This window comes from Anaerobacillus alkalidiazotrophicus, from assembly GCF_001866055.1.
In genome coordinates, this window is record NZ_MLQS01000001.1 from 960105 (window position 1) to 979902 (window position 19798).

Annotated in this window: 17 protein-coding genes and 1 other annotated feature; of the genes, 15 read left to right on the plus strand and 2 right to left on the minus strand. The window is 34.6% G+C overall.

From position 1 onward, the window contains the following. Positions 1-58: 58 nt before the first annotated feature. On the minus strand, positions 59-445 hold the full coding sequence (locus BKP45_RS04565) for a TIGR04086 family membrane protein (RefSeq protein ID WP_245747382.1): 387 nt from the start codon (positions 443-445) through the stop codon (positions 59-61). 549 nt (positions 446-994) lie between these two features. Here BKP45_RS04565 and BKP45_RS04570 point away from each other — a divergent pair. Beyond that, positions 995-2284: an ArsB/NhaD family transporter gene (locus BKP45_RS04570; RefSeq protein WP_071388535.1), complete on the plus strand. Its 1290-nt coding sequence runs from the start codon at positions 995-997 to the stop codon at positions 2282-2284. Positions 2285-2512: 228 nt separating this feature from the next. Beyond that, positions 2513-3184, plus strand: coding sequence for a DUF421 domain-containing protein (locus tag BKP45_RS04575; protein ID WP_071308570.1), 672 nt, complete (start codon positions 2513-2515; stop codon positions 3182-3184). 154 nt (positions 3185-3338) lie between these two features. On the opposite strand, the gene spoVB is transcribed toward BKP45_RS04575, so the two are convergent. Beyond that, positions 3339-4913: a stage V sporulation protein B gene (gene spoVB / locus BKP45_RS04580; RefSeq protein ID WP_071388536.1), complete on the minus strand. Its 1575-nt coding sequence runs from the start codon at positions 4911-4913 to the stop codon at positions 3339-3341. 170 nt (positions 4914-5083) lie between these two features. Here spoVB and BKP45_RS04585 point away from each other — a divergent pair, with 170 nt between their 5' ends. The 13 genes from BKP45_RS04585 (at position 5084) to aspS (ending at position 19724) form a co-directional block, all read left to right on the plus strand. Then, positions 5084-5569 carry a COG2426 family protein gene (locus BKP45_RS04585; protein ID WP_071388537.1) on the plus strand — a complete coding sequence of 162 codons (486 nt, stop codon included), beginning with the start codon at positions 5084-5086 and terminating at the stop codon, positions 5567-5569. A gap of 82 nt (positions 5570-5651) precedes the next feature. Continuing rightward, positions 5652-5942, plus strand: a complete 291-nt coding sequence (locus BKP45_RS04590) for a post-transcriptional regulator (RefSeq protein ID WP_071388538.1) — start codon at positions 5652-5654, stop codon at positions 5940-5942. 224 nt (positions 5943-6166) lie between these two features. Then, positions 6167-7462, plus strand: a complete 1296-nt coding sequence (gene secD / locus BKP45_RS22375) for a protein translocase subunit SecD (protein ID WP_169824053.1) — start codon at positions 6167-6169, stop codon at positions 7460-7462. Next, the gene (secF, locus tag BKP45_RS22380) at positions 7452-8375 is read left to right on the plus strand and encodes a protein translocase subunit SecF (protein WP_169824054.1); all 924 of its coding nucleotides are present in this window, start codon (positions 7452-7454) and stop codon (positions 8373-8375) included. The genes secD and secF overlap by 11 nt, the downstream gene beginning before the upstream one ends. Before the next feature lie 123 nt (positions 8376-8498). Beyond that, a complete protein-coding gene (locus BKP45_RS04600; protein WP_071388539.1) occupies positions 8499-9407 on the plus strand; it encodes a cation diffusion facilitator family transporter in 909 nt (302 codons plus the stop codon). A gap of 54 nt (positions 9408-9461) precedes the next feature. Next, on the plus strand, positions 9462-9785 hold the full coding sequence (locus BKP45_RS04605) for a LapA family protein (RefSeq protein WP_071388540.1): 324 nt from the start codon (positions 9462-9464) through the stop codon (positions 9783-9785). A 74-nt stretch (positions 9786-9859) separates the two neighbouring features. Then, positions 9860-12208 (plus strand): single-stranded-DNA-specific exonuclease RecJ, encoded by a 2349-nt coding sequence (recJ, locus tag BKP45_RS04610; RefSeq protein WP_071388541.1) that lies wholly within the window; start codon positions 9860-9862, stop codon positions 12206-12208. Positions 12209-12243: 35 nt separating this feature from the next. Further along, on the plus strand, positions 12244-12759 hold the full coding sequence (locus BKP45_RS04615; protein WP_071388542.1) for an adenine phosphoribosyltransferase: 516 nt from the start codon (positions 12244-12246) through the stop codon (positions 12757-12759). 181 nt (positions 12760-12940) lie between these two features. Next, on the plus strand, positions 12941-15118 hold the full coding sequence (locus BKP45_RS04620) for a RelA/SpoT family protein (protein ID WP_245747383.1): 2178 nt from the start codon (positions 12941-12943) through the stop codon (positions 15116-15118). 13 nt (positions 15119-15131) lie between these two features. Further along, the gene (gene dtd, locus BKP45_RS04625) at positions 15132-15572 is read left to right on the plus strand and encodes a D-aminoacyl-tRNA deacylase (RefSeq protein WP_071388544.1); all 441 of its coding nucleotides are present in this window, start codon (positions 15132-15134) and stop codon (positions 15570-15572) included. Between the two features lie 508 nt (positions 15573-16080). After that, entirely contained in the window at positions 16081-16257 is a 177-nt protein-coding gene (locus BKP45_RS04630) for an RNA polymerase subunit sigma-70 (RefSeq protein ID WP_071308581.1), read from the plus strand. A 73-nt stretch (positions 16258-16330) separates the two neighbouring features. Next, positions 16331-16558, plus strand: a binding site (T-box leader). 90 nt (positions 16559-16648) lie between these two features. After that, the gene (hisS, locus tag BKP45_RS04635) at positions 16649-17920 is read left to right on the plus strand and encodes a histidine--tRNA ligase (protein ID WP_071388545.1); all 1272 of its coding nucleotides are present in this window, start codon (positions 16649-16651) and stop codon (positions 17918-17920) included. A 16-nt stretch (positions 17921-17936) separates the two neighbouring features. Further along, entirely contained in the window at positions 17937-19724 is a 1788-nt protein-coding gene (gene aspS / locus BKP45_RS04640) for an aspartate--tRNA ligase (protein ID WP_071388546.1), read from the plus strand. Positions 19725-19798: the final 74 nt, after the last annotated feature.

The window sequence follows — 19798 nt, forward strand, 5'->3', positions numbered from 1 at the left end:
CTTTAATAAGGGACTTCCATAGGAAGTCCCTTTAAGTTTGAAAAGATAAAAATGAAAATTAAACCATTCTCGAATTTCTTACAACATTAACTCCTAATACGCCACCGATAATAGCAGTTAAAATATAGCCTCCATGAAATAAATATTGCTCTGTCGAAAACGTATTGTTGTACCCTAAAAACTGTACTAAAAATACTAGTAAAGAATAAAGAAGACCTGTCCCTAAGCCGACCATCCATCCTTTTTGTTTAGATTTACCCCCAGAAACAAAACCACCTACCAATAAAGCTACAAATGTAAGGATCATAATGATCCAACTAAATGATGACTCTGTTAGGGATGTAAATCTAAGCAGTAAAGAAATAATGAAGCTTACAGAAAGAATTATGACTAATATAGTAATTAGTCCGTAAACCATTGAAGTGAAAATTCCTCGATTCTCCAAATTATCTTACTCCTTTCATTCAGTTTTTCTGCTTTCTAAAGCTTATTCAGTCTTGTACCAAAATAGAATTAAATTAGAAAATAGAACTTTTTGAAAGTGTAAGATATGTTGTGCTTACACAATAGAGCGAATTTCATAATTCATTCATTTAAGGGCAGCAAACTAAATCAAGTTGAAAACGCACCATTATAAATTGATTTAGTCTCCTAGACACTTAAAGTCTGTATTATGAAATTTATCCCACTCTTAAGGGGCAAGTAAGACCCCCACCTCAAAACGTAAGAAAATCGAGAAGTTTAGGTGGGGGATAAACTGCCCCTAAAGGTCCGATATAGAATAACTTTCATCAGTGATAGCTGATGATTAGTTATTCTTATGCCTTTGGTATAAGTTGAACTAACAATCAGTGGGGGATGAAGGAAAACCCCCACTGATTGAAGTTCAGCTTTATTAAGTATAAATTGAATTTTGAGGAATAGAATTCAAAATTCTAATTGAGACAAACCCTTCATACAATGTAGAAATGGGTTGTTATGAAAGGGGATTAGAATGGAGTTAACCACCGCCTTTATTATTTTTATCGTTAGTTACGTCTTAATTATTTCTGAGAAATTAAATCGGGCTTTAGTTGCGTGTATTGGTGGTGTCCTCATGTTGTTTTTTGGGGTTTTAGACTTAGATGCTGCCTTTATTAACCATATTGATTGGCATACAATAACGCTTTTACTATCGATGATGATCTTAGTTTCCATAACTAGTCAGAGTGGATTTTTTGAATATATTGCTATTACTGTTGCGAAAAAAGTAAAAGGAAAACCAATTCCTTTATTAGTAGTCATATCTTTGTTGACTGGTGTGGGCTCTGCTTTTTTGAACAATGTTACAACTGTTTTATTAATTGTTCCAATTGTTTTAACATTAACAAAGTTATTAAATATAACGGCAATTCCTTATTTGTTAATGACAATTTTAGCTTCAAACATAGGTGGTACCGCTACTTTAATAGGTGATCCACCAAATTTAATGATTGGTCAAGCCGTTGAGCATTTGAACTTTAATGATTTCTTGATAAACCTTGGGCCAGTAGTAATAATAATTTTTGCTGTAGTCATTTATGGAATGGTACGTTTCTATGGAGATAAGCTTCATGTTACAAAGGAAAATCAGGTTAAGTTAATGGGTGTGACAGCTAGTCAATACTTGAAAAATAAACCTTTGCTGTTTAAGTCTGTAACTGTTCTTGTAGTAACTACGTTGGGATTTATAATTCAACCATTATTAAAAGTTGAACTAACTAGTGTAGCGATGGCAGGGGCTTTGTTGCTTTTACTCCTTACTTATGAGGAACAAAAGGTGGAAGAAGTATTTAAATCAGTTGAGTGGGTAACAATATTTTTCTTTGTCGGACTGTTTATGTTAGTCGGTGGACTAAAAGAAGTTGGGATTATTGATGAAATTGCTAAGTCAATCATCTATTATACTGAGGGTGATTTACCTAAAACATCAATGCTTATTTTATGGTCATCAGGAATACTATCAGGGTTTGTTGACAATATTCCTTTTGTAGCAGCTATGATTCCTGTTATTTTGGAATTTCAAAATTATGGTATGACAAACTTAGATCCGCTATGGTGGGCACTGGCATTAGGAGCCTGCTTAGGTGGAAATGCTACATTAATCGGTGCAACTTCTAATGTTATTGTAGCTGGTCTAGCCGTTAGAGCTAATCAATCCTTTAGCTATATAGAGTTTCTTAAAGTTGGGGCCCCGGTTGCTCTTGTCTCTTTCATTATTTCTACTATCTATATTTATTTTAGATATTTAATTTACTTTTATTAATATTTTCCTCCAATATTCGATATTGATTTTTGGCTTGTAGCTATGTTCTTGTATGGTTACAAGCCAAGTTTCAAAACTGCCCTCGCTTTCCTACTCTTTGTTATATTGCGTTCAAATTTCCATATTCTCATTCCGATTTTTTTTGCTAAATCTGGTCAAACTAAGGTAAATTAGTTTGTGAATCATTAAAATTTGGTCGTTAAGCTAAGTAAGGGAGGCGATCAAAAGTTGGACTATTCGACCATAATCTTGAGAACGTTATTAATTTACTTTATCATCTTAGTTGTATTACGTTTTATGGGTAAAAGGGAAATTGGTCAACTTTCAGTTCTAGATTTCGTTGTTTCAATAATGATTGCAGAATTGGCAGTAATCTCTATAGAAAATATACGGACCCCAATGATGAACACTATTGTCCCTATTTTAGTACTATGTGTTATTCAAATTACTTTAGCTTGGGTATCTTTAAAAAGTGAAAACTTGAGAAAAATGATTGATGGAAAACCTTCAGTTTTGATTAATAAAGGAAAAATAGATGAAGATGAAATGAGAAAGCAACGTTATAATTTTGATGATTTGATGATACAACTTAGACAAAGTAACATACGAAATGTTTCTGATGTTGAATTTGCAATTTTAGAACCATCAGGAAAGCTTTCAGTATTAGAGAAGACAGAAAAAGAAAAACAATACCCTAGTTATGAAGAAAAAGTGAATTTACCACTTCCGCTTATTTTAGACGGAAAAGTTCAAAGTGAACACCTTGAGAGAATCAATAAAACACCACTTTGGTTAAGGCAAGAGTTAAGAAAGCTTGGGTATAGAGATATAAAGAAGATTTCATTTTGTTCATTAAATGACAATCAAACCTTTTTTGTAGATTTAAAAGATGAAAAATAGTCAAGAAAAGCGCAAGCGCCTTGGTCACGAGCGATAGGCTGCTTGCGCTAGACAGTTTCCAAGTTAGAAATTTATAAATTCTGATTATGTTAAAAAATTAAAAGCATCGGATTAAATAAGTAATCCGATGCTTTTAAAATTGAGTCCAGCTTTATTAATTTTTACTAATAATAAACTTAGACAACCAACTTCCGATAAAAGGGACACGTCGCATTTCTTCTTTTTTTATAAGTCCAAAGAGCATTAACAACAATATATAAATAATACTAACGATGCCGATTGAAAGTAATGTTTTCCATAGAAGGTCAACTTCCAAGAAGGAATGTTTATACAAAGTTATTGCTAGTAGTCCACTAATAGTAATACAGGTAATTGCTTTTAAAAATTCTCTTACATGTAATGTATAAGAAATAGTCTTCACTAATGTTGCAAAATGTAGTAAAGTGACAAGCATAAATCCTGCTACAATAGCTAAAGCTGCTCCCATAATTCCTAACTCTGGCCTTGAAGCTAAAACAAAAACAGCTACAATTTTCACAACATTACCAATTAAACTATTCATCATTGCTGCTTTAGCTAAATTTAATGCCTGGAGAGCAGCTTGTAGTGGTCCTTGGAAGTATAAAAAGATGCTAAAAGGAGCCATTATTTTTATATAACTTGCCACTGTAGGAGCGTTATACATTAAATCCATGATAGGGACCGCATAGACGTAAAGAATTACACATGAAATTCCACCAGAAACCATAGCTAAACGAAGTGCTTGAGACAATCTATGATGGATTAATTTATAATGTCTTTGTGCTGCTGCTTCACTAATTGCAGGTACTAGTGACACGGACAAAGAGTATGTAATGAATGTTGGTAAAAATAACAATGGAATAGCAAAACCTGCTAATTCCCCATACTGCTTTGTAGCAATGACTGTTGTTATACCAGCAATAGCTAAACTTTGAGATACAACAATTGGCTCAAAAAAATATGAGACAGAACCAATTAATCTACTACCTGTTGTCGGAAGTGCGATGGTCATAAGTTCATTAAATGTACTTTTTCCTTGTTTTAAGTAACCAAAAAAGTTACTACGAACCTTAACTTTTTTTGCGTTTTTAAACATAAAGATCATATAAAGTAACGAAGCAAGTTCTCCAATTACTACAGAGATCATCGCTCCTGCAGCTGCATATTCAACTCCATAGGGTAAAAATGCACTTGTCAGTACAGCAACAAGTGTAATCCTGACAACTTGTTCAATAACTTGTGAATACGCGGAAGGTTTCATGTTCTGTCTTCCTTGAAAATAACCTCGTAGTACTGAAGAAAGTGCAACGATAGGTACGATTGGTGAAATAGCTACTAATGGATAAAATGCCCTTGTATCTGTAAGAAAATATTTTGATATAATTGGAGCGAGGCCGATCATTCCAAACGTAAAAAATATACTTAAAACACCTGTAGTGGCAAGGGAGACAACTAAAATTTGTTTAATTTTAGAACGATCATTTCTAGCTTCAGCTTCAGCTACAAACTTTGATATCGCTACTGGTAACCCTATCTGTGTAAGAGTAATAACTAGTAATAAGGTTGGTACAGCCATTGAGTATAAACCTACACCTTCTGCCCCCATTATTCTAGCTACTACAATTTTATTAACAAATCCTAGGATTTTAGTTATAAGACCGCCTATAATTAATATAAATGCGCCTTGTAAGAAGCTTTGTCTAGTCACATAAGTTCCCCTACCTTTTAAAAAATGATGGATATTTTCCGTAATTATTTATATGCTTAGTAGGGGGCCAAGCATGACAAGTTCTGTTAAATTAAAATGTAGAATGTTAAATTGAGAGATTTTTGTAAATACCCTATAAATAATACTATTACATAAAGGAGAGTAATTACGTGAAAGAGAGTTTTCAAAATTTTTTAGTAGAGAATTTAAGTTTTTTACCTACAGAATTAATAGTTGTAATTATTTCAGCTATGCCTATTTTAGAATTAAGAGGGGGAATACCTTTTGCTTTTCTAGCGGGATTATCATTTGGCGAAGCATTATTTTATGGCATTCTTGGGAACCTTTTACCAGTTATACCAATCTTAATTTTATTTCGACCATTAAGTTCTTTCTTAATGCGTTTTCCATTGTACAAACGTTTTTTTGATTGGTTATATAATAGGACGATGAAAAAAAGTGAAAACGTTGAAAAATTTGGTGCGCTTGGTTTGATATTGTTTACTGCTATACCTTTGCCAACAACGGGTGCATGGAGTGCTTGTTTAGCTGCCATACTTTTCTTCATTCCTTTCCGTGCCGCCTTTATTGCAATTTCTTCTGGCGTTGTTATTGCAGGAATTGGTGTTAGCTTGTTTGTTTATTCAGTCTTTTAATGTAAATGTAAGTTTAAAACCATTGTATTTACCAGCTTAGAAAGAATGGTTGTGTCTCAAAAAAGAAGAGGAGGAGTTATAAATGGGAGATAGTCAGCAATTTGAGATTTGGAAAAAGGATATAATGCCAGTACTAACAAGTAAAGTTGAAGAATTTCATATGTTGGGTTACGACAGGGCAACACAAGAAGATGTATGGGAATGTGTGTTGGCAAAATTAAAAAAAGAAAAAGAATATGTCCGAATTCATCATTTAGTACGTATAATTCTAACTCTTAAAATAACAGACTATATGACTTTTCTTACTATAGGTGCCTATAAAGGTCCAAATTGGTTTGATGGAGAAACAGAATTTACATTTGGAGATAAATAATAATAGAGTATTGGTCATGAAATTGACATAGCAAACTTGACATCGCTATAATTGTACTATTGGAAGTAATTGGACAAGCAATTTTGTGAAACATTTTTTTGTGGTTTATCTCAATCTAAAGGTCGGAAAAGCTAAACTACAAATTAGTGGGTGTAGTAGAAAAAAATAATTGTAGTTTAGCTTTATAATACATAGAGAAGGATAATAAGGAGGCATTCTTAGAAATGGTAAAAAAAGGTCATATTGCAGCTTTTTTTCTCATAATAGCATTACTTTTTGGGCTTGTTGCGACTAGCGTAATGGGCATTGCTAGAGAAATTAAGTTAGGATTAGACCTTCAAGGTGGATTTGAAGTTTTATATGAAGTTCATCCTGCTCATGAAGGTGACGTAATTGATGATGATGTCTTAAAGAGTACCGTGACAGCTCTAAATCAACGGATTAACGTAATTGGTGTTTCAGAACCAAATGTTGCAATAGAGGGTGAGAATCGAATTCGAGTTCAGCTCGCTGGAGTAGAAGATCAGCAAACAGCGCGAGAGTTGTTGTCAACTGAAGCGCAACTATCTTTTCGTGATGTAAATGATAATTTGATGTTAGATGGTGCAGACCTAAAACAAGGCGGAGCTAGTGTAACTTTTAGTCAAGCTAATCAGCCATGGGTAGCGGTTACTCTAAAAGACGCAGCTAAATTTGGTGAAGTTACAAGTGACCCAGCTGTTTTAGGTAGCCAACTAGTTATTTGGCTTGATTATCAAGAAAGCGATTCATTTATGGAAGAGATGTTAAAGCCAGAACATGAAAGAAAGTTCATCTCTGCTCCAACCGTTAGAAGTGTGTTAAATACGACCAATGTAGTAATTGAGGGTACTTTTACTTTAGAAGAAGCTCAATTTTTAGCAGATGTCCTTAATGCTGGGTCATTACCTGTTCAATTAGAGGAGGTTTACTCTAACTCTGTAGGTGCGGCTCTTGGTGAAAAAGCAATGGAACGAACGATCTACGCGGGCTTTATCGGTGTTGCGTTAATTTTTCTATACATGATCTTTTACTATCGATTTATGGGAGTTATTGCAGTGTTAACCCTTTCATTTTATGTTTACTTAGTATTGCTTATCTTTAATTGGATGAATGCTGTTTTGACATTACCAGGGATTGCGGCATTAATATTAGGGGTTGGAATGGCGGTTGATGCAAATATTATTACCTATGAAAGAATAAAGGACGAGTTACGCTCAGGGAAAACAACACTTTCTGCGTTTAAATCCGGTAGCCGTCGCTCATTATCTACAATTTTAGATGCCAATATTACGACGATATTAGCCGCGTCGGTACTATTTTATTTTGGAACGATGGCTGTACAAGGTTTTGCAGTAATGTTAATAGTTAGTATTTTGACTAGTTTTATAACGGCTGTATATGGTTCTCGTCTACTTCTAGGTTTATGGGTAAACAGTAGAATCTTAAATAATAAACCACGACTTTTTGGTGTAAAGGAGAGTGAAATAAGTGAACTTTAATCAGAATGAAACAAAAATAGATTTTGTAAAGCATCGTAAAAAGTTCTTCATTTTTTCCTCTCTACTTGTACTGACAGGGTTAATTTTTCTTTCAACTATTGGGTTAAACCTTGGAATTGATTTTGAAAGTGGTACAAAGATAGAGTTACTAGCTGAAAAGTCTTTAACAGCTGATCTTGTAACTGATAAGTTTGCTGATATTGATTTAGTTCCTGATAATATTTTATTAGCCGGAGACCGAAATGAAATGGCTTATGCTACATTTATAGGTGTCTTATCTCAAGAAGAAATTGTAGCTGTACAAAGGCATTTTAATGAAACCCTTGGTGCAGATCCTAATATTAGTACAGTTACACCAACTATCGGTAGAGAATTAGCTAGAAACGCATTCTTTTCTGTTATTTTTGCTTCAATCGGGATCATCATTTATGTTTCGATTCGTTTTGAGTTGTTATATGGTGTAGCAGCGATTGTTGCATTATTACATGATGCTTATTTCATTATTACTGTTTTCTCAATTGTGCAAATGGAAGTAAATTTACCTTTCATTGCTGCGGTTTTAACCATTGTTGGGTATTCAATAAACGATACGATTGTTACATTCGATCGGATTAGGGAAAACTTAAGCTATGAGAAAAAAGTAAAAGGTTTTGATGATTTGGCACGTGTCGTAAATAAGAGTTTAGTACAAACATTAGCACGATCGATTAACACTGTTTTGACAGTTGTCTTTGCAGCAATAGCCTTACTCTTATTTGGTGGAGAAGCAATACGTACGTTTGCTTTTGCTTTATTAGTAGGTTTAGTTGCCGGAACATATTCTTCGCTATTTATTGCAGCGCAGCTTTGGCTTGTTTGGAAAAGTAAAAGTTTACAAAAAAAGCGCTTTAAAACAGCGGAGAATGAAGCATAATAGTATTAGCATTAACCGTGGTTAAACAACCACGGTTTCTTTTTCCTCATTAGCTTTTAATAAATAAGTTTATTAATGAGGTAGAAAGGTTATTAAATTAATAATTAAAAATTAGGTGATTTTATGGTTGAGGAAAGAGATGTACGTTTTAAACAAGTCCAGTTTGCAGCTTGGGTGGGTATCATTGGAAATATTGTTTTAGCTATTATTAAAGGAGTTGTAGGTTGGCTTGCGGGAAGTCGTGCACTTGTGGCTGATGCAGTCCATTCAGCCTCTGATGTAGTTGGTTCTGTAGCAGTGTTAATTGGTGTTAGGGCAGCGAAACTCCCACCAGATAAAGATCATCCGTACGGTCATGGCAAAGCAGAATCGATAGCAGCTATCATCGTTGCAGTATTACTCTTTATTGTTGGTGTCGAGATTGCTCTCTCAGCAATTCAATCTTTTAACGAACCCATTCAAGTTCCTGGAATTATTGCAATTTACGCTGTTATCTTTTCAATAATTGTTAAAGAATTGATGTTTCGTTATAAATATCGTTTAGGGAAAAAGTACCGTAGTGAAGCACTAGTGACAGATGCTTGGCATCATCGTTCTGATGTGTTTTCTTCTTTTGCTGCCTTATTAGGTATTGGGGCGTCCATTGTTGGTGGATATATCGGAATACCTTGGCTAGTATATGCTGACCCGTTAGCAGGATTGTTCGTTTCAATTCTTATTGTGAAAATGGCATGGAGTTTAGGGAAACAGTCTATTCATAATGCAATGGACCATGTACTTCATGAGGAGGATACTGTAGAAATGCGTAAGATTTCAAGTGATGTGGAAGGTGTTTTAAGTGTTGATGAGTTTTTAGCAAGAGAACACGGTCATTATGTTATCGTTGATATTAAAATTGCAGTTAACCCTAATATTACAGTTGAAGAAGGCCATACCATTGGCAAAAGAGTAAAGCAAGAATTAGTAAAGTTAGACCATGTCCAAGACGTCCGAGTTCATATAAATCCATATTCGAATGAAGTTGAAAAATGATAAATTCGGGAGCACAGAATAGTTTGAAACGATAATGGAAAAGAGGTGCTTATTATGAAAGGGCAATGGGGATTAATTGTTGGTTTTATTGTAGCATTACTAATTGCTATATTTTCAGTTATTAACATGACCCCTGTTACTGTTAACTATGTGCTAGGTACAGCTCAATGGCCGCTTGTTATTGTGATTATAAGTTCGGTATTAATGGGGGGGATTTTAGTTGGTGGTGTAGGCTTATATGGTGTCTATAAACTGAAAAATCAACTAAGAAAAATTCAGGTTGAAAATGAAGCTTTACGAAAAAAAGTCGAGGAAGTTAAGAAACAGAAACCAATAAATAAGAAAGAAATTCCTATTCATCCAGAAAAAAGTCAATAATCAATTTATATATTCTCAATTGCCACACTCACTAACCTCTTGTATAATTAATAGGTTAGGGGTGTGGTACAAATATGTTAAAATCAAAGAAAAGATGGAGATTAGAAGGAAAAGACCAGTCCTTGGCACAACAATTCGTGGCTGAGTTAAAGGTTTCACCACTTGTAGCAAATTTACTAATAAATAGAGGAATTACTACTGTAGAAGAGGCTAATAATTTTTTATATATAGAAAAAACACAGTTTCATGACCCTTTTTTATTGAAAGGAATGAGACAAGCAGTTGAACGAATTCAAACTGCTATTCATCAGGGGGAGAAAATTTTAATATTCGGAGATTACGATGCTGATGGAGTTAGTAGTACAGCTGTCATGATACATGCATTGAAACAATTAGGAGCTAACGTTGATTTTTATATTCCTAATCGATTTACAGAAGGATATGGACCAAACGAACCTGCGTTAAGAAAAGCAAAAGAGGCCGGATTTTCATTAGTTGTAACTGTAGATACAGGTATATCAGCTGTTCATGAAGCGAGTGTAGCGAAAGAAATAGGGTTAGATTTTGTTATTACAGATCACCATGAACCACCACCAGTTCTTCCGGATGCTTATTCAATTGTCAATCCAAAACAAGAGGATTGCTTATATCCATTTAAAGGGCTGGCTGGAGTAGGAGTTGCATTTAAATTAGCTCAAGCACTACTAGACGATGTCCCCGAGCATTTGTTAGATATTGCTGTTATTGGTACAATTGCAGATTTAGTACCGTTAGTAGATGAAAATCGTCTTATTGCCAAAAAAGGCATTAAAGCATTAGAAAAAACAAAACGCCCTGGGTTACGAGCACTAAAAAGGCTTACCGGTATCGAGGATATTGAATTATGCGCTGATCATGTGGGCTTTGGGATTGGCCCGAGAATTAATGCTGCTGGAAGACTAGATTCGGCTATTCCTGCGCTAGAACTACTAATCTGTGAGGAAATGTCTGATGCAGACCGTTTAGCAACTGAAATAGATGAGCTTAATAAAGAAAGACAGAGTATTGTTAATGAAATAACAGAAGAAGCTATTACTATCGTTGAAAATTTATATGCTTCAATTGAAGATAACAAAGTACTGGTTGTGGCCAAAGAAGGCTGGAATGCTGGTGTTATTGGTATTGTAGCATCTAGATTAGTTGAACGATATTATCGCCCTACAATTGTTTTGAGTATTGATAAAGAAAAAGGTTTAGCTAAAGGTTCTGCTAGAAGTATAGAAGGCTTTGACATGTTTAAAAACTTGTCCGAAAGTCGTGATATTTTACCTCATTTTGGTGGACACCCAATGGCAGCCGGCTTAACTATGAATTTAGAAGACTTAGATGAATTAAGAAGTAGGCTAAATTACCAAGCTATAGAAGTTCTAACAGATGAAGACTTTATTCCAATTACAAAGGTTGAATTGGAAGTTTCTGTAAACCGAATATCACTTCCGGTAATTGAAGAGATGGGTTTACTTGCCCCATTTGGTATAAGTAATCCAACTCCTAAAGTTTTAATTGATAATGTTCATTTATCACAAATGAGGCGTATCGGAAGCGAAGAAAATCATTTAAAAATGTTATTAGATCATGATGGACATACTTTAGATTGTATAGGTTTTCGCTTTGGCTATTTGCATGATGAAATATCAATGTCGTCTAAAGTGTCTGTAGTTGGTACGTTGCAAGTAAATGAGTGGAATGGAAATTCCAAACCTCAATTGATGTTAGAGGATGTAGCAGTTAATGAATGGCAACTATTTGATTTAAGGGGAAACAAAAACATTAGAAAAATTGCAGCACAATTACCAATGGAAAAAGTTATTTATATTTACTTTGATGAAATTTCGTTAGCAAGTGTAGATGTTGAACAAAGTAACAACCTCGTATACATTCCTTATGGAACTGATTGTACGGATGTTGATCTATCTGGGCGATATGTGTTCTTTTTAGACTTACCAATTGAAAAAAAGCAAATCGAAAATGTGATTGCAAATAGTAAGAAACCAGAAAGAATATATACAGTATTTCACCACAATGAAAACCATTTTTTCTCAACTTTACCTACAAGAGAGCATTTCAAATGGTTTTATGCTTTTTTAACAAAACAACAAACATTTGATTTACAAAAACATGGATTGCAGCTAGCTAAACATAAAGGATGGTCAAAAGATACGATAGATTTTATGGTACAGGTGTTTTTTGATCTAGAATTTGTTACAATAAACAATGGAATTATTTCACTTTCGACAAAAATCGAGAAAAAAGACTTAAATCAGTCAAGAACATACAAAAGAAAACAAGAGCAAGCAAGACTAGAAAATGAGCTTTATTATTCATCCTATAATGAATTAAAGCAATGGTTTGAACAGCTTATATCTATTCAACCGGTCAGGTAATCTTGCTTCTAATAACCGTAGGAGGAACGTGTAAGATGGATTTTAAAGAGTTTATAACAATTGTCCCCGATTATCCAAAGGAAGGTATTCGATTTAAGGATATTACTACATTAATGGATAACGGAGAAGCTTACAAGAAAGCAATTGATGAAATGGCACTGTTTGCTAAAGACAAAAATATTGATCTTGTTGTAGGACCAGAAGCAAGAGGATTTGTAGTAGGATGCCCAATTGCCTATTCATTAGGAGTTGGTTTTGCTCCAGTTCGTAAAGCAGGTAAACTTCCAAGAGAAGTTATTAAAGTTGAATACGGATTAGAATATGGGAAAGATACTTTAACCATGCATAAAGATGCAATTAAACCTGGCCAACGAGTTTTAATTGCAGATGATTTACTAGCAACAGGCGGTACGATTGAAGCTACTATTAAGATGGTAGAAGAACTTGGGGGCATCGTTGCTGGAATTGCATTTATGATTGAATTAAATTACTTAGATGGTCGTCAAAAACTAAGCAAGTATGAGATTTTCTCCTTAACACAGTATTCCTAAGTTTTATGACAAAGAGAGTGCTCCGAGATGGGCGCTCTTTGTTTTAGATGATGAAAATTAGCGATAATTCAGGTTTTTTAAAATAAATTGTATTATCTACATTAAAAACCTTTACATCAAGACAAAATATAAAGATAATAGAAAGAAATAAATTAATGGCTGTAAGGTGATGGTGATTCCATTGATCGAACAAGTAATAGAAAAAGCAAGTTCATATCTACCTACAAAAGATGTGCAATTTTTAGAAAAAGCTTATGAGTTTGCTCTAAAAGCGCATGGCGAACAGTATCGTAAATCAGGTGAACCGTATATTCTTCATCCTATTCAAGTTGCAGAAATATTAATTGATTTGGAAATGGATCCTGACACAATCGCTGCTGCTTTTTTGCATGATGTAGTTGAGGATACTGATGTGAGCTTAGAACAATTAAAAAGTGAATTTAATGATCAAGTAGCAATGTTGGTAGACGGGGTCACAAAGTTAGGAAAGATTAGATATAAATCACACGAAGAACAACAAGCTGAAAACCATCGGAAGATGTTTGTGGCAATGGCAAAGGACCTTCGCGTTATTTTAATTAAACTAGCTGATAGACTCCATAACATGAGGACTTTAAAACATTTACCGGCGGAAAAACAACGGAGAATAGCAAATGAAACATTAGAAATATTTGCTCCATTAGCTCATCGTTTGGGTATTTCAACAATTAAATGGGAGCTAGAAGATACTGCACTACGTTATCTGAATCCACAGCAATACTATCGTATTGTAAACTTAATGAAGAAAAAACGAGCTGAGCGAGAAGAATATATTGATGATGTAATCGGAAAAATCAGAGAGCGATTAAAAGAAGTCGGTGTAAACGCAGACATTCATGGTCGAGCTAAGCATATTTATAGTATTTATCGAAAGATGGCATTGCAAAATAAGCAATTTAATGAAATATACGATTTATTAGCCGTTAGAATAATTGTTGAAAATATTAAAGATTGTTATGCAGTTTTAGGAGTTATTCATACATGTTGGAAACCGATGCCTGGCCGTTTTAAAGATTATATTGCTATGCCTAAAGCAAATATGTATCAATCGTTACACACAACGGTTATTGGTCCTAAAGGCGACCCTATGGAGGTTCAAATTCGGTCAGAAGAAATGCACAAAATAGCTGAATTTGGGGTTGCTGCTCATTGGGCATATAAAGAAGGCAAGACAGTCAATAATGCTCAAACGTTAGAAAAGAAAATGTCTTGGTTTAGAGAAATATTAGAATGGCAAAATGACGCTCATGACGCCCAGGAATTTATGGAATCTTTAAAGATTGACTTATTTTCTGATACAGTATTTGTGTTTACACCAAAAGGTGATGTGATTGAACTTCCGGCTGGATCAGTCCCATTAGATTTTGCATATCGAATTCACACTGAGATTGGTAATCGATGTATAGGTGCCAAAGTTAATGGGAAGATGGTTACATTAGATCATCGTTTAAATACAGGTGATATTGTCGACGTTTTAACTTCAAAACATTCATACGGTCCAAGTCAAGATTGGATTAAGATTAGTCAAAGTTCTCATGCGAAAAATAAAATTAGACAATGGTTTAAGAAAGAACGAAGAGATGAGAATGTAGCAAAAGGTAGAGATCTTGTTGAAAAAGAAATCAAGAAGCATTCAATTGAACCTAAAGAAGTTCTTACTACAGATAATATTGAAGTCGTTGCAAATAAGTTTAACTTTCAAGGTGAAGAAGATATGTATGCAGCTGTCGGCTATGGCGGTATTACTGCATCACAAATTGCTACAAGGTTAACAGAAAAAATACGAAAAAAACGTGGACAAGAATTAGAAGAGCATGCACTAACCGAAAAGGTTTCTGATATTAAAAAATATACGCCTACGAAAAAAACGAGTATAGGTGTACGGGTAAAAGGAATTGATAACTTATTAATTAGGTTATCTAAGTGCTGTAACCCTGTACCTGGAGATGATATTATCGGTTTTATTACAAAGGGACGCGGAGTATCTATTCATCGTGCCGATTGTACTAACGTTCAGACAGATGATGCAAAAACACGACTTCTCCCTGTAGAGTGGGAAGGTAATAACCAAGAAACGAAAAATTATAATGTTGATATAGAAATCTCGGGATACGATCGTCGTGGATTACTAAATGAGGTTTTACAAGCAGTGACAGAAACACGGACCAATATGAATGCTGTATCAGGAAAATCAGATAAAAATAAAATGGCTACTATTTTAATGACGATTTCTATTCACAATGTTGATCATTTACAAAAAGTAGTTGATCGAATAAAGCGAATTAGAGATATTTATTCGGTTAGAAGAATTATGCACTAAAGGAGTCTAGGTTGTGAGAGTAGTTGTACAAAGAACGAAAGAAGCTAGTGTGACGGTAAATGAAGAAGTAGTTGGTAAGATTGATTATGGTTTCATGCTATTAGTCGGAATAACTCATGAAGATACAGAGGAAGATGTTGCTTTTCTAGCAGATAAAATTGTTCATTTAAGAGTGTTTGAAGACAAAAATGAAAAAATGAATTTATCATTATTAGATGTCAAAGGACAAATTTTATCAGTATCGCAATTTACTTTGTATGGTGATTGTCGCAAAGGTAGACGTCCAAATTTTATGACTGCAGCTAAACCAGATTACGCTAAGTATCTTTATGATCTTTTTAACGAAAAGCTTCGGGAAAAGGGAGTGACAGTTGAAACTGGTATATTCGGTGAAATGATGGATGTTCAACTATTGAATCACGGACCTGTCACGTTAATTGTAGAAAGTAAGTAGGATGTGAAAAGTTAAAACGTATGGGTTTTCAATACGAAAACCACATACGTTTTTTGTGTTGGGGAGTTCGCGCGCTATTCCGTTGTAATCGTGACCGTAACGACTGAAAGAATCGGTCACTAGTCCTAAAAGGGGAGCATATATAGATTATTTACTGGGTAGTAGTCGCCTTTTTTATCCCACTCTTAAGGGGCAGTAAGGCGCCCACCTCAAAACGTAAGAAAATCGAGAAGTTTAGGTGTGGGATTAACTGCCCCTAAAGGTCCGATATAGAATGACTTTAATCGGCGAAAGCTGATGATTAGTTATTCTTATGCCCGTGGTATAAGTTGAACTAACAATCAGTGGGGGATGAAGGAAAACCCCTACTGATTGAAGTTCAGCTTTATTGCTCAATTCTTTTTATCTATAAAAACAAAGAGGTTTTTAGCTGTCCTGAATAAAGTTAGGTTTTTTATTTGAAAAAGTGGACAAGATAAAGGGAAAAGAGTTTGAAAGGAAGTCGATTATGAGAGCAGGAAGTAAGCAAGAAAGTGTAGGAAATGGGCACCATCAACTTATTGGAGTTGACTTTCACGACTTTATTCAGAAAGAGCAACAATTTACTAATTATGAACTAGCAGAAGAGTATGGAATTTCACTGAGGAATGTAAAAGAACTTAAAAGGAAGTTGTCTAGGAATTAAAAAAATTGTCGTTTATAGTATTGACAACTGTTCGGTTCCTACGTATGATAGAGTACAATGATTGGTAAATAATCTACAACCATTGAGGGAGCAAAGTAATTAAGGTTTTCATGGTAAGAGAGGAAATGTCTTGGCTGTAAACATTTCTCCATGTGCTTAATGAATGAACACTCCTTAGGTTTTTCCTTGAAACTTAGTAGGGGAAAACGACAGCAGGCGTTAACTGTTTAAAGTGGGACCTTTATTAATATATAAAAGTCCAATTAGGGTGGCACCACGGGATTTAACTCTCGTCCCTGATATGTATATATCAGGGACGAGAGTTTTTTTGTATGTACATAATATTATCCAAAGTTTTTATAGACGTATTTAGATTTAAGGAGGAACATAAATGAATTTCAAAATACCACGAGGAACCCAAGACATATTGCCCGGGAAAGTAGAACTTTGGCAAATTGTCGAAAGTAAAGCTCGAGATATTTGTCGTCGTTATAATTATAAAGAAATTCGCACACCGATTTTTGAACAGACAGAATTATTTATGCGAGGTGTCGGTGACACGACAGATATTGTACAAAAGGAAATGTATACGTTTGAAGATCGTGGTGGAAGGAGCATTACACTTCGTCCGGAAGGTACAGCTTCAACTGTTCGATCTTTTGTAGAAAATAAGCTTTTTGGTGAACCTAGTCAGCCAACAAAGTTATATTATATTGGACCGATGTTTCGTTATGAGCGACCACAATCAGGAAGAATGCGACAATTTGTTCAATTTGGTGTTGAGGCACTAGGAAGTGCAGACCCAACTATTGATGCTGAAGTTATTGCATTAGCGATGGAATTTTATAGAGAGCTAGGTTTAAAAAATCTTAAATTAGTCATTAATAGCTTAGGTGACGCTGAAAGTAGAAATGCTCATCGGCTTGCATTAATTAATCATTTTCAACCAAGAATCCATGAGTTTTGTAGCGATTGTCAGGCAAGATTAGAAAAGAATCCACTTCGAATTTTGGATTGTAAAAAAGATCGTGATCATGAGTTAATGGGGAACGCACCTGCAATATTAGATTATTTAAACGAAGATTCAAAAGCATATTTTGCAATTGTGCAAAAAGTACTAAGTGATATGAAAATAGAATTTGTAGTAGATCCTAATTTAGTAAGGGGACTTGATTACTATAACAATACAGCATTTGAAATTATGGTAGATGGAGAAGGTTTCGGGTCAATTACTACGTTATGTGGTGGCGGACGGTATAATGGTCTAGTTCAAGAAATTGGTGGACCAGAGACTCCAGGTATTGGATTTGCTTTAAGTATTGAGCGTCTTCTCATGGCTTTAGAAGTTCAGAAAGTATCGTTACCAATTAACGAACACCTTGATTGCTATGTTATTGCAATGGGTGGTGAGGCCAAACTTGTTGCTTCTAACATTAGCTTTAAAATTCGACAAGCTGGATTTTCATGTGAGCAAGATTTTCTTAATAAGAAAATGAAGGCGCAAATGAAAGCAGCTGACCGCTATAAAGCAAAGTATGTTGCAATCATTGGTGAAAGTGAAATAGAGAAGAATACAATTGTTATTAAGGAAATGGAAACAGGGGATCAACAAGAAATTCCTGTAGATAAATTAATTAACTTTTTAGGCGAAAAGCTGAAATAATAAGGAGGCAATACTTGTGATTGGAAGAACGCATAATTGTGGAGAGGTATTAGAAAAAACGATTGGTGAGAAAGTTCGTTTAAAAGGATGGGTACAAACTCGTCGTGATTTAGGACAAGTAATCTTTATTGATTTAAGAGATCGTTCAGGTATTGTACAAATTGTATTTCAACCTGAAGTTTCTGCAGAAGCTTTAGCGATTGCAGATAAAGTACGTACAGAATATGTTTTGGATGTGGAAGGTACAGTTATCGCTCGTGAGGAAACTACAATTAACCCGAAAATGAGTACAGGTACAGTTGAAGTTCTTGTAAATAAAATTGAAGTTTTAAATAGAGCGAAGACGTTACCATTTCAAATTGAGGATGAGACAAATGTATCTGAAGACATTCGTCTTAAATACCGTTACTTAGATTTACGTCGTCCTGAAATGCAAGAAATATTTAAATTAAGACATAATACTACAAAATTAATTCGTGATTATTTAGATGAGAAGGCATTTTTAGAAATTGAAACACCAATGTTAACAAAAAGTACTCCAGAAGGCGCACGTGACTATTTAGTACCAAGTCGTGTACATCATGGAGAATTCTATGCATTACCACAGTCACCGCAAATTTTTAAGCAGTTGTTAATGGTTTCAGGTTTTGAGCGTTATTATCAAATTGTACGCTGTTTCCGTGATGAAGATTTACGTGCAGACCGTCAGCCAGAATTCACACAAGTAGATATTGAGACATCGTTTATGGATAAAGAAGACTTGATTTCCATGATGGAAGCAATGATGATTAAAGTGATGAAAGAAGTTAAAGGAATCGAAATTTCTTCTCCATTCCAACGTTTAACTTACGAAGACGCAATGAACCGTTATGGGTCAGACAAGCCAGATACACGTTTTGGTTTGGAACTTGTAGAATTATCGGATATTGTTAAGAATTGTGGTTTGAAAGTATTTACAAATGCTATCGAAAATGGTGGTATTGTAAAAGGGTTAAATGTAAAAGGTGGAGCAACGAAGTTATCTCGTAAGGAAATTGATGATTTAGCTAAATTCGTTGCTATCTACGGTGCAAAAGGTCTCGCATGGTTAAAAGTTGAAGAAGACGGCTTAAAAGGTCCTATTGCAAAATTTTTCACAGAAGAAGAAATTGAAGCAATGAGCAAGGTATTTAATGCTGAAATTGGAGATTTACTATTTTTCGGAGCGGATAAAAAGAAAGTTGTTTTTGATAGCTTAGGAGCTCTTCGTTTAAAATTCGGGAAAGACCTAGGACTAATTGACAAGAACAAATTTAATTTCTTATGGGTGACAGAATTCCCACTGCTATCTTATGATGAAGATGAGAAGCGTTATGTTGCTGAACACCATCCGTTTACTAGGCCTGTAAAAGAGGACGTACAGTTATTAACAACTGCTCCAGAAAAAGTACGTGCTGAAGCTTATGATTTAGTGTTAAATGGATATGAATTAGGTGGTGGCTCACAACGTATCTTTGAGAGAGAGCTTCAAGAAAATATGTTTAAAGCGCTAGGGTTTTCTGAAGAAGAAGCAAGAAATCAATTTGGGTTCCTAATGGATGCGTTTGAATACGGAACACCTCCACATGGTGGTATTGCTCTAGGGTTAGACCGTTTGGTTATGATTTTATCTGGCCGTACAAATCTACGAGATACAATTGCCTTCCCGAAAACAGCAAGTGCAAGTTGTTTATTAACAAATGCACCTGGTGAAGTTAGTGGTGCACAATTAAAAGAATTAAATTTATCTGTTTTACCTAGAAAAGAAGAGAAAGTAAAAGCTTAACGATAGCCCTATTCAATTTTAAAAATAATTTATAAATTTCTAATAGAGCTTGAGACAAAAAAATGTTAAATAGT